An 11,402-nucleotide genomic window follows, 5' to 3' on the forward strand; every position below is an offset into this window, starting at 1 on the left:
TTACGCCCCTGACGGCGGGCCGTGCGCGGCGCCGGCGGACCCGCGCGGGCGCTGCTGAATGAACGGGGCGGCCACACGCCACCGCCCTGGGCCACCACCAGGAACCGGCGAACAACGGTGGGTTCCCGCCATTGCGCCGGCTTTCAAGGCGCACCCGTGCGCCCATAATGCGGCGACTCACCATGAACCTCGTTGCGCTGAACATCGAATCGATCCAGCTCGGCTCCCCGCTTCCCTTCATCCTGCGCGGGGCCGATGGCGTGCTGCTGGCGCAAAAAGGCTACGTGATCCGCACGCGCAACGAACTGGACGTCCTCCTGTCGCGCGGCCTGCAGCTGTGCGTGGACACAGACGAATCGGGCGACAGCCACCGCGCCTATCTGGCGCAGCTGCAGCAGATGCTGATGTCCGACACCTCGCTCGGGCAGATCGCCTCCATGAAGATCAGCGCTGGCGCCCAGGCCTCGCGCGACCGCGTCGAAGGCGGCCCGCCCGATTGGCCAGGGCTGCAGCTGCGGGCCACGCAGCTGCTGCGCGCGCCGCAGGCGCATGACTTTCCCGACCGTTTCGATGCGCTGCACCGCGAACTCGCCCTGCACTGCCGCCAGAGCCCCGACGCGGTCCTGCTGGCCCTCATCTACCTGTCCGGCCACGAAACCCGGCAGTACAGCGGCACCCACGCCATGCTCGTGGCCTGCGTATGCATGCTGGTCGCCGTCGAGCAGCTGCGCTGGCCGGTGGAGCGCGTGATGCAGACCGGGCGCGCGGCGCTGTCCATGAACATCGCCATGACCGCGCTGCAGGACCAGTTGGCCGTTCAGGCCCAGCCGCTCACCTCGGAGCAGATCGCCGCGGTGGAAAGCCATGCCACCCGATCCGAAACCCTGCTGCGCCATCTGGGCGTGCACGACCCGGTATGGCTGGAAGCCGTGCGCTGCCACCACCACCGCTCGCCGGGCCCGCTGGCCGACAAAAGCGAAGGCCAGCAGATCGCCCGGCTGATCCAGCGGGCGGACGTGTTCGGCGCCCGCCTGGCCCCGCGCGCCTCGCGCGCGCCGATGCCCGTCACCGCGGCGATGCAGGCGAGCTACTACGACGAATCGCACCAGGTGGATGAAGCCGGTTCGGCCCTGGTGAAAACCCTGGGCGTGTATCCTCCGGGCGCGTTCGTGCGGCTGGTGAGCCAGGAGATCGCCGTCACCCTGCGCCGCGGCGGCAGCGCCACCACTCCGCGCGTGGCCGTGGTGCTCAACCGCAACGGCATGCCCACCGGAGAGCTCATTCCGCGCGACACCGCCCAGCCCGCCTGGAAGGTGACCGGCGCCATCGCCCAGCGCGATGTGCGCGTGCAACTGCAGTTGAACCGCTTGCTCAGCCTGGTCTGAGAACGTTTGCCAGGGCCGCTCCTGTCAGCGGCGGCCTCCTGGCGCGCGCCGGGGCGGGACTTTTCCGCCGATTTGCGCCAAACTCGTTCGTGGGCCGCCCCCCATTGCGTGATCCACTGCCTGTGACGCCCCATCGACAAGGAGACCTTCATGCTGCGCCGAGTCCTTTGCCTTGCCCTGGCGGCTGCGCCGCTCGCCCTGTCCGGCCTTCCCGCGCGGGCCGCGGGCCCGGCGGCCGCGACGGAAGACGGCACCTGCCCGCCCCTGCTGCGCCACACCCCCCCTGCGCCTGCAGGACGAACTGCCCCAGCCACTGTGCCAGTACCGCAACAAGGTGCTGCTGGTCGTCAACACGGCCAGCTATTGCGGCTTCACGGGGCAGTACCAGGGGCTGGAGGCCCTGCACGCGCGCTACAAGGACCGGGGGCTGGTGGTGCTGGGGTTCCCCTCCAACGATTTCTCCCAGGAGGGCGGCAGCAATGCGCAGATCGCCGACTTCTGCGAGAACACCTTCGGCGTCAAGTTTCCGATGTTCGCCAAGAGCCGGGTCGTCGGGGCCGACGCCTCGCCGCTGTACCGGGAATTGAAAGCCCAGGCCGGCGAGGCGCCCCGCTGGAACTTCCACAAGTACCTGGTGGGCCGGGACGGCAAGGTGGTCGGCAGTTTCGCCAGCGTGGTGGAGCCGGGCGACCCCCGGCTGGTGCGCGCGATCGAGCAGCAACTGGACGCTGGGCGCCCGAAGACGTCACCGTTCTGAAGCAGTTCCGTGATATGGAAATAGTTACATTTTCTGATGGTTTTAACCACCTTCCCTCTGGAACTTCCCGGGATCGTCACTACTCTAGTAACCAGTGCAGGCGGCGACGCTTGCCCCCGATCAACCCTTTACTGTTGCGAAGCCTTTTGAACCCTGGTGGTTCAACTGAAACCCTGAAGCGCTTCTCCTCCCTCCCTCTCTAAATTCGTTTCGGGACGCTTCGCAACTTTTTTTATTCCGCCAAAAACAAAGCGCGCAACCTTCGCAGGTTGCGCGCTTTTGGCTTTGTAGGCGCTGCTTTGTGGTCAGTCAGCGCCCCGGGGCCGGGGCGATCGATCAGGCAGGTCGTGTGTCAGCGAAGCTCACGCGCTGCTCCAGCTTGTCCAGCAGCCGGGCGAGGTTGGCATGCTCGGCACGCCATTCGATTTCGGGAAAGCGAAAGCCGATCCAGCCCAGCGCGCAGCCCACGGCGATGTCGGACAGGCTCATGTGGATGCCGCTGCAGTAGGGCTTCTCGCCCAGGCCCTGGGCCATGGCCTTGATGCCCGCCTCGACCTTGCCGAGCTGGCGGTCGATCCACGCCTGGCTGCGTTCGCCCTCCTGGCGGCCGGCCCAGCGCGACTCGAGCCGGGCGAGCACGCCCGCGTCCATCACGCCGTCGGCCAGGGCCTCCCAGGTCTTGACCTCGGCGCGCTCCCGGCCTTGCGTGGGAATCAGCCGGCCCACGGGCGAGAGGGTGTCCAGGTATTCGACGATCACGCGCGAATCGAACACGGCCTCTCCGCCTTCCATCACCAGGCACGGCACCTTGCCCAGCGGGTTGGAGGTGGCGATGGTCGTGTCCTCGGCCCAGACGTCTTCCTCGATGAAGCGGTAGTCCAGCTTCTTCTCGGCCATCACGATACGCACCTTGCGCACATAGGGGCTGGCTGAGGATCCGATCAATTTCATGGTGTTCTTCCGGGCACGGCAGGGGACGGGGACAAGGCCGCTTGATTTTATGGGCAGTCTTGCCTTGGATAGCTTACAGGCAGCGCCACCTACAATCCCCGCCCATGAGCCTGTCCACCATCACCGCCCTCTCGCCCCTCGACGGCCGCTACGCCGCCAAACTCTCCGCCCTGCGCCCGATCATGAGCGAGCACGGCTACATGCACCGCCGGGTGCAGGTGGAAGTGGCCTGGTTCATCGCGCTGTCGGATGCGGGCTTCGCCGAGTTCAAGCCCCTGACCACCGGCGCGCGCGCCTACCTGCTGGGGCTGGTGAAGAATTTTTCCGAAACCGATTCGGCCGCCATCAAGGACATCGAGAAGACCACCAACCACGACGTGAAGGCCGTGGAATATTGGCTCAAGGGCAAGTTCGAGGCCCGCCCCGAGCTGGAGAAGGCGGCCGAGTTCGTGCATTTCGCCTGCACCAGCGAGGACATCAACAACACCAGCCACGCCCTGCAGCTGCGATCCGGCCGCGACCAGGTCGTGCTGCCGGGCCTGGACCGCATCGTGCTCAAGCTGCGCGAGATGGCCCACATGTACGCCGCCGTGCCCATGCTGAGCCGCACGCATGGCCAGACCGCCAGTCCCACCACGGTGGGCAAGGAACTGGCCAACGTGGTCGTGCGGCTGCAGACCGCCTGCGAGCGCGTGGCCTCGGTGAAGATGCTGGGCAAGATGAACGGCGCCGTGGGCAACTACAACGCCCACCTGTCCGCCTGGCCCGACTTCGACTGGGAAGCCTTCAGCAAGCGCGTGGTGGAAACGCCCGAGCCCCTGGGCCTGGGCCTGACCTTCCAGCCCTACAGCATCCAGATCGAGCCGCACGACTACATGGCCGAACTGTTCGACGCCGTGGCGCGCGCCAACACCATCCTCATCGACCTGTCGCGCGACATCTGGGGCTATGTGAGCCTGGGCTACTTCAAGCAAAAGCTCAAGGCCGGCGAGATCGGCTCCTCGACCATGCCGCACAAGGTCAACCCGATCGACTTCGAGAACGCCGAAGGCAACCTGGGCCTGGCCAACGCGCTGCTCAAGCACCTGTCCGAGAAGCTGCCCGTGAGCCGCTGGCAGCGCGACCTGACCGACAGCACCGTGCTGCGCAACATCGGCGTGGCACTGGGCTACGCGGCCCTGGCGTACACCTCGCTCATGACCGGCCTGAACAAGCTGGAACTGAACGAAGAGGCGCTGTCGGACGACCTGAACGCCTCCTGGGAAGTGCTGGCCGAGCCGATCCAGACGGTGATGCGCCGCTTCGGCGTGCCGGGCGCCTACGAAAAGCTCAAGGAAGTCACCCGCGGCAAGACCGTGACGGCCGAGGCCCTGCACGGGCTGATCCGCAGCCTGGAGATTCCCGAGGCCGAAAAAGAGCGCCTGCTCGCCATGACGCCCGGCAGCTACATCGGCAAGGCCGCCGAGCTGGCGCGCCGCGTCTGACCGCCCACCGCCGGGGTTGAAGCCCTTTTGCCGGTCCGCGCCCCACCATCGGGCGCGGACTGCTATATTTTTGTGAGCACCAGCCCATGGCCATCAAGTCCACCATCTTCAAGGCGAACCTGCAGATCGCCGACATCGACAACAGCTACTACGCCGACCATTCGCTCACGCTGGCCCGCCACCCGAGCGAAACCGACGAACGCATGATGGTGCGGCTGGCGGCGCTGGCCCTCCACGCCCACCAGCTGCAGGCCGTGTGCCAGGGCGACGGCACCCTGGCCTTCGGCGCGGGGCTGTCCGACCCGGACGACCCGGACGTCTCCCTGACCGACTTCACCGGCCGCAAGCGCCTGTGGATCGAAGTCGGCCAGCCCGAGGACAAGCCGCTCACCAAGGCCTGCAGCAAGTCGGACGCCGTGATCGTGTATTGCTTCCACCATGCCGCCGAGGTGTGGTGGAAAGGCATCCAGACCAAGCTGTCGCGCCTGGACAAGCTGCAGGTGTGGCGCCTGCCCGCCGAGGCCTCGCAGGCCCTGGCCGCGCTCGCGGAGCGCAGCATGCAGCTGCAGGCCACGGTGCAGGAGGGCGCGCTCACCCTGAGCAGCAACCTGGGCAGCGTGCACGTGGAGCCCCAGCGCTGGAAGTGACGCGGCCACGGGGGGGGGTGCCAGGTCGGTGGGGTTTGAAGCCTGATGGGCCTCCAGCGCATGATCGACCAGGGCATATTGCTATCAATAAGTGAGCATCACAGCGTGCGGCAGGCCACACGCCGCGCAGCGCCGCGCCGGCCCGCCCGATGGCATGCGGCGCTCTCTGAGCTCAAGCCGGCTGCGGCATCAGCGCGCCGCACTGCCAGCACTGCTCGAACCCGCCCTCCACCATTTCGCCGCACCCGCACAGCCAGCGGCGCTGGGGCAGGTTCTGCAACGCCTGCAGCAGTTGCCGCGCGCGGGCCGCGTGCTCGTCGTGCTCCAGCCAGATCTCGGGCAGGCACTGGTCGGGCGGCAGGTGCCCGGCGGCGGCCCCCAGGTATTGCCGCTGCACCGACGCCGGCATGCCGCCCTCGCGCAGCAGGTCGGCCCACAGGGTGGCGATCGCGATGTTGGGGGCCTGGGTCAGACGGAGCATGAACCCACCATAGCCGCTGTCCCGCAGCCCGTAAAGGGCGGGAAAGCCATGGCGCCGCCCATCCCCCGGCACCGGGGGCCGAAACGCCCACCGACGCCGTTCAGGCAGGCGCCTTGGCCTCGGCCGGCGTGCTGCCTTCCGCCGCGCGTTCGGCGTAGCGGTTGAAACGCCACGCCGAGCTCTCCAGCGTGATGCGCCGCCACACGGTGCGCTTTTCGACCGGCGTCATCGCCAGCCAGTGCTGCACCTCGGCGAAGCTGCGGCCGCAGCCCTTGCATTGTTCGTCGCCCTGGCTGGTGGAGCAGATGGCGATGCACGGCGTGTCGGGCGTGGTCTCGTACCAGGCGCGCCAGGCTGCCATGGCCGCCGGGGGAAAGCCCGCCTCGTCGGCTTCGTCCTCGTGCCAGTACACCATCAGCGCGTAGACCTCGGCCAGCGCCACCAGCTCGGGCGCCAGCGTCACGCCGTCGGGCGACGGCGACCGGGCGCGCCAATGGTTGATGGCGGCTTCGATGTCGGTGATGTGCAGGACGGCCATGGGTGTGCGAAAGGGGGCCGCGATCATACCGCTGCCCGGGTGCGCTCCCGGGGCGCCCGACGGCCTCCGAGCTGCCCCGCAGAACACTCACGAATTGATAGCAGCAAAGGCAATGAAAACGCCGGCGTTGGGCCTGTTTGGCCCAAAACCGTCCCGGCGCGCGGGACACGTTCGCTTGCACGGCCGCTCGCCCCTGTGTTCCAATGCCGGCTTCGAAGGGGAGTAGCTCCCAACCCAGCAGACATCCGGCAGGCACACCGCCCGGGGCGGCTGGGCTTGTCGGTCCTGTCGTCAGTACGAAGCGCAAGCTTCCGGCAGGCCGGGTCCATCCATGCACGGCATGGCGGACCGAGCGAGACCTTTGATGGGCCCTGCGCGGGCTGATCAAGGCCGTCCCTATCGAACAACGCTCCGCGCAACGCGGGCGTGCCTCAGGTCACCTCCGCAGTCAGCCCCCGTTCCCGGAGGGGCCCGGCGCTACAGGGGTAGCGGGTTCCTCCTCCCGGCCATTGCTTTTGAGGAATTTATGGACTTCTTGACTTCACCCGAGTTCTGGGTCGCGTTGGGGCAGATCATCATCATCGACATCCTGCTGGGTGGCGACAATGCGGTCGTCATCGCGCTGGCTTGCCGCAAGCTGCCACCCGCCCAGCGAACCAAGGGCATCATCTGGGGCACCGCCGGCGCCATCATCCTGCGCGTCATCCTGATCGCGTTCGCCATGACGCTGCTGGCGCTGCCGTTCCTCAAGTTCGTGGGCGCGCTGCTGCTGGTGTGGATCGGCATCAAACTGCTGGCACCTGACGAAGACGGCCACGGCGACGTGGCAGGCAGCGACAAGCTGTTCGCGGCCATCAAGACCATCATCGTGGCCGACCTGGTGATGAGCGTGGACAACGTGATCGCCATCGCCGGCGCCGCCCAGAATGCCGGCGAGCACTCGATGCTGCTCGTGGTCCTGGGCCTGCTGATCTCGATCCCGATCATCGTCTGGGGCAGCCAGCTGGTCATCAAGCTCATGGAGCGCTTCCCCATCATCATCACCATCGGCGGCATGCTGCTGGGCTGGATCGCCGGCGGCATGCTGGTCACCGACCCGATCTTCGTCAACACCGAGCGCTGGAGCTGGGCACCGAAGCTGGGCACGCTCGACGCGCAAGGCCTGGCCGTGATCTCCGACACCCTGTACTGGGCCGCGCACATCGCCGGCGCCCTGCTGGTGCTGGTGGTCGGCAAGGCCATCGCCTCGCGCCGCGCCGCAGCGGCTCCGGCCGCCCACGGCTGAGCGGGCAGGCCTTGACGACGAACGTTGGGCGAAACGGCACGGGCGCCGCCAGGCGTCCGGCCATTTCGCCCGGCCCTCTCCCCATTGCTAACGGCACCCCTGCCAGGTCACAAGGAAGCCTCATGAACAAAGTCATCGTTTACGTGGACGACGCCGAGCAGGCCCGGCAGGTCCTGGCGCCCCTGTCTCACCGCGCCTCGGCCGAGAAAACGGAATGGGTGCTGGTGGCCTGCGCGCCGCGCATGACCCACCGCATCAGCAAGTGGGTCAGCCACAGCGCCCGCGAGAACTGGCGCACCAAGTGGGCCGACAAGCTGTTCGGCCAGATCGTTCCCTGGCTGCAGGCTGAGGGGGTGCAGGCCAGCACCGTGCTGGCCAAGGGCCCGCTGGCCGATCTGCTCACCCAGCTGCAGGCCGAACACGGCGCCGTGCCCGTGATCGACGCACGCCGCCCCAAGCAGGACGAAGTGGCCGCGCCGGCGCCCGTCCAGGCGGTGGCCGCCCCCGTCAACATCACGCGCAAGCCATCGCCGCGCCGCTGGTCCCTGCCGGGCACGCTGGCCGGCCTGGGCGCGATGTTCATGTTCGTGGCGGAGTGATCCTCCCCCACGGCCTTGCTGCCCAGCAGTTACGCGCAAGGGCCTGTCCTGCACACATGACGTAGTTGTGCTGGCTGACGACCTGTTGCGTCCGGTGCGTCGCGGAGGTTCCGGGTACCCGCGACAACCGGGGATCTTGCTGCAGCGAGGCACTTCGTGAAAGGAGACTGGACTTCGCGATCCCTGGGTTATTTTTGGCACGGCTACGCGATGGTGGAGGTTTTTTCACTCACCTCCAGCCTCAAGATTACCCATGCAGATTGCTCCCTTGGTCTCCACCTCCGTCGCCTCTACCTCTTCCGTGCCCGAGCAGCCGGCGAGTCAGCCTTCATCGCGTCCCGGCTCGCCCCGTCCGTCCACCATGGAGTCCGGACCTCCGATTCGGCCCAAAGGTCAGTCGCTGACCTCCACGAGCAGCCTGGGCCCTCGCATTGAAGCGGATCGGCTTGCCGATCTGCAATCTGACAGCCGTCCCGGCCCGTCTTATCAGGGCACTGTTCGCGTGGAGGGGAATCAACTCACGTCCAAAAACCCGGTGACCCAGAAACTGCTGGAGTCCCTGGCGATCGATCCTGCCGAAGTGCCCGGCCTGAAATTCATGGCCCTGGCTGGCAAGGAGCCGACGCTATCGCTTCGCCTGGGCGCCAACGGTGGAAACACATTGGACAGCCTCAAGGCGGCGCTTGGCGAAGACCTCAGCGCCCCGATGGAGCACGCCACCATCCCGCTGCTACTCGGCGTGATTGCTCGCGGTGAGCAGGCAATCGGCGATGACCTTCGCGGCCGGATCATCCCGCTGCTGCGGGAGGCAAGTCCGAGGATGGAATCGTCTTTGCCCGCACTGAAATCCTTGATCGAGGACCGGCTTGCCGCACGGCCGGACCTGTCGCTGAAGATGGCTGCCACAGGACTGCTGCAGCTTGCTACGGCCAAGAGCATCGACCTCAAGCTGCTTGGCTCGAGCCTGGCCGTCAGCTCGGGGCTGGGCTCGCTGTGGGAGCTCGTGGCGGCACCAAAGGCCAAGCTCGCGCTGCTGGGTTCTGGCTTCGCATCCGTGGCGTGGGGCCTGCCGGCGTCGGTGATCGACGCGGCGCCCATGGTCGCGATCGAGGCGGCGGACACGATGACGGTCAAGAAGCGCATGGCCAATGACCGTGGCGATCCCTTCCCATTCATGCAAAAGCTCGGCGAGGCGCTCACTGCCGGGGTCGTGTCGGCCATCGGCGCGTTGCCGAACAACTTGCTCGAGTACAACGCCGCTCGTCTACCGAGAGCTGTCGCTGCGCTGATCGGCGTGGGGACGACCGAGGTCGCCATCCTCTCGGCGGCGGCGGGCGTGCCTGGAGAGATTGCTGAGATCCGTGAGTCGGTCAAGGAGGCCGTCGAGCACGCGGTCCACAGCGGCGTGATGAAGCTGCCCGAGGGCGTCGCACAAGACGAAGCCATCCATCTGGCCACCGAACTGGCACTCAAGATGGAGCCCAGTACGGTGATCGGCAAGAAGTCGATGGGCGTCGCACTCGCGGTGGGGCTCGTGCCCTTCCTCCTCGGTGGCATGGTCACCGGTGCGCTTCCAGAAGCGGCGCTGCGCATCCTGCGCAGCACCGCTTTTGCACCGATCGAGATGATTGGCATGAATGTCATTGCCGCCATCTCTCAGACCGGCGTCCCGGGTATCGTGTCCAGCGATCACCAGCGCTTCGCGAATGTGATCGGGGACTTGCTCCAACACTCTGCTGCAAACATCGGTGACCTCGAGAGCGGAGCGGGTGAGACGAGCGGCCTGCAACCGACCATCGACGAGGAGGCCATCGTCGCGAGGCTCGCGCCTCACAACGAATTGCTGCGTCACGTCGGAGGCGCGGCCCTCACCGCCATGGCGGGGGTGCTCGACAGCGTGGGCTTCGTCGGACAGGTCGCTGCCTCAAGCGCCTCGTCTGCCATGAGTTCGCTGACGCGTCCATTCCGGGCGGTCGCCCAGGAAAGCCAGGCCAGGGAACCGTTGCTAACGTCATCCGCAACGCATGGCTGAAGCGGGGGTCAGGCTGACGGACAGCAAGCCTCGCCCGAAGAACCCACGAAGCCATCGCTTCGCTGGCGCCTGAACGCAGCGGTTGAGCGCATTCGCGGGCCGGGGACAGGCCAGCGAATCCGCCGAGCCATGGCATGCGGGTGCTATGCTCCCGCGCCATGATGAAACTCATCCTCAAGTGGTTGCTCAGCGCTGCGGCGCTGCTGTTCGTGGCCTACGTGTACAGCGGCGTGGAGGTGAAAAGCTTCACCAGCGCGCTCATTGCCGCCTTCGTCATCGGCCTGTTCAATGTCGTGCTGCGGCCCGTGCTGGTGGTGCTGACGCTGCCGGTCACCGTCCTCACCATCGGGCTGTTTCTCTTCGTCATCAACGCGCTCATGTTCTGGGCCGCCGCCACGGTGCTGGGCGACGGCTTCCAGGTGCGGGGCTTCGCGGCGGCGCTGATCGGCTCGCTGATCTATTCGGTGCTGGGCGTGCTCATCGAATCAGCGCTCGGTGGCCTGTTCCTTAAGAAGTGAATCGACGGCCCGCAGACGCGTCTCGATGATCGACGCGTCGATGTAGTCGGCCGCGTCGCCGCCCCGGCTGCCGCTCTTGCGGGCCAGATCCTGGCCCGCCTTGAACCGGTCCACCGCCGCCTGGTAGTCGTAGCGTGCCGCATGCGCCTCGGCCTCGGCCCGCACCGCGCGCAGCGGGTGGTTCTGTTGCTGCCATACCGCCGCCAGCAGGTGCCACGCGGTGGCATCGTGCGGATGCGTCGCCACCCGCGTCTGCAGTGGGCCAGTCATTTCCTCGGCATTGCCCGTGCGCAGCAGGGCCTGCGTGCGCAGCAGCATCTCCGGCCGCCCCGTCGGCGCAGAGGACTGGACTGCAGGGCTCGCTGAAGAAGCCAGGGTCGCCTGCGCTGGCAACTGCAGCAATGCGGCCTGGAAGTCCCCGGCCGCGAATTCGATTTCCGCACTGAGCAATTTCGCCTGCCGCAGCGCCGGCGCATCGCCGCGCACCGCCTCCATCAAGCCCCGCAGTGCGGTGCGCGCCGCCGGCACGTCCTGCAGCTGGCTGGCGCTCAGCGCCGCCGCGTACCAGGCCGCCACCCGGCGGGGCAACGGCTGGGCGGCGAAACCGGTGCCCAGCGGCTCGGTCGTCCACTGCCGCCAGACATCCACGCCCGGACGGGACAGCACGCGGGCGCGCGCGGCCATCATCGCGTGTTCCAGCGTGGGCGTGGCCGGTGCGGCGGCGG

Annotated in this window: 10 protein-coding genes and 2 pseudogenes; 8 read left to right on the forward strand and 4 right to left on the reverse strand. The window is 67.4% G+C overall.

The window, feature by feature from the left end:
* The first annotated feature begins 182 nt into the window (after positions 1 to 182).
* Together AC27KI_RS13315 and AC27KI_RS13320 are read left to right on the forward strand one after the other, a co-directional pair.
* Positions 183 to 1,385 (forward strand): HD-GYP domain-containing protein, encoded by a 1,203-nt coding sequence (locus tag AC27KI_RS13315; RefSeq protein WP_284430626.1) that lies wholly within the window; start codon positions 183 to 185, stop codon positions 1,383 to 1,385.
* Positions 1,386 to 1,535: 150 nt separating this feature from the next.
* Positions 1,536 to 2,142 (forward strand): annotated as a pseudogene (locus AC27KI_RS13320) (glutathione peroxidase).
* A 336-nt stretch (positions 2,143 to 2,478) separates the two neighbouring features.
* On the opposite strand, the gene AC27KI_RS13325 reads toward AC27KI_RS13320, so the two are convergent.
* Positions 2,479 to 3,093: a glutathione S-transferase family protein gene (locus AC27KI_RS13325; protein ID WP_272566531.1), complete on the reverse strand. Its 615-nt coding sequence runs from the start codon at positions 3,091 to 3,093 to the stop codon at positions 2,479 to 2,481.
* A 104-nt stretch (positions 3,094 to 3,197) separates the two neighbouring features.
* On the opposite strand from AC27KI_RS13325, the gene purB reads away from it, so the two are divergent.
* Both purB and AC27KI_RS13335 read left to right on the forward strand, forming a co-directional pair.
* Entirely contained in the window at positions 3,198 to 4,577 is a 1,380-nt protein-coding gene (purB, locus tag AC27KI_RS13330; RefSeq protein ID WP_272566529.1) for an adenylosuccinate lyase, read from the forward strand.
* Between the two features lie 86 nt (positions 4,578 to 4,663).
* Entirely contained in the window at positions 4,664 to 5,224 is a 561-nt protein-coding gene (locus AC27KI_RS13335) for a YaeQ family protein (protein WP_284400640.1), read from the forward strand.
* A 172-nt stretch (positions 5,225 to 5,396) separates the two neighbouring features.
* On the opposite strand, the gene AC27KI_RS13340 is transcribed toward AC27KI_RS13335, so the two are convergent.
* Positions 5,397 to 5,705 (reverse strand): putative signal transducing protein, encoded by a 309-nt coding sequence (locus tag AC27KI_RS13340; protein WP_284400636.1) that lies wholly within the window; start codon positions 5,703 to 5,705, stop codon positions 5,397 to 5,399.
* A gap of 100 nt (positions 5,706 to 5,805) precedes the next feature.
* Positions 5,806 to 6,243, reverse strand: a complete 438-nt coding sequence (locus AC27KI_RS13345; RefSeq protein WP_284409770.1) for a DUF3717 domain-containing protein — start codon at positions 6,241 to 6,243, stop codon at positions 5,806 to 5,808.
* A 526-nt stretch (positions 6,244 to 6,769) separates the two neighbouring features.
* Here AC27KI_RS13345 and AC27KI_RS13350 point away from each other — a divergent pair.
* The 4 genes from AC27KI_RS13350 to AC27KI_RS13365 all read left to right on the forward strand — a co-directional run bounded on the left by AC27KI_RS13350 (position 6,770) and on the right by AC27KI_RS13365 (position 10,677).
* The gene (locus tag AC27KI_RS13350) at positions 6,770 to 7,528 is read left to right on the forward strand and encodes a TerC family protein (protein WP_284406519.1); all 759 of its coding nucleotides are present in this window, start codon (positions 6,770 to 6,772) and stop codon (positions 7,526 to 7,528) included.
* A 122-nt stretch (positions 7,529 to 7,650) separates the two neighbouring features.
* A complete protein-coding gene (locus AC27KI_RS13355) occupies positions 7,651 to 8,127 on the forward strand; it encodes a hypothetical protein (protein ID WP_284430621.1) in 477 nt (158 codons plus the stop codon).
* A gap of 535 nt (positions 8,128 to 8,662) precedes the next feature.
* Positions 8,663 to 10,159: a hypothetical protein gene (locus AC27KI_RS13360; RefSeq protein WP_487114211.1), complete on the forward strand. Its 1,497-nt coding sequence runs from the start codon at positions 8,663 to 8,665 to the stop codon at positions 10,157 to 10,159.
* 161 nt (positions 10,160 to 10,320) lie between these two features.
* Positions 10,321 to 10,677: a phage holin family protein gene (locus AC27KI_RS13365; RefSeq protein WP_272569868.1), complete on the forward strand. Its 357-nt coding sequence runs from the start codon at positions 10,321 to 10,323 to the stop codon at positions 10,675 to 10,677.
* On the opposite strand, the pseudogene AC27KI_RS13370 reads toward AC27KI_RS13365, so the two are convergent.
* Positions 10,645 to 11,402 (reverse strand): annotated as a pseudogene (locus AC27KI_RS13370) (M48 family metalloprotease); the annotation flags it as partial. The gene AC27KI_RS13365 and the pseudogene AC27KI_RS13370 overlap by 33 nt on opposite strands.

The sequence above is a fragment of the Acidovorax sp. KPB24-03 genome, assembly GCF_057546605.1.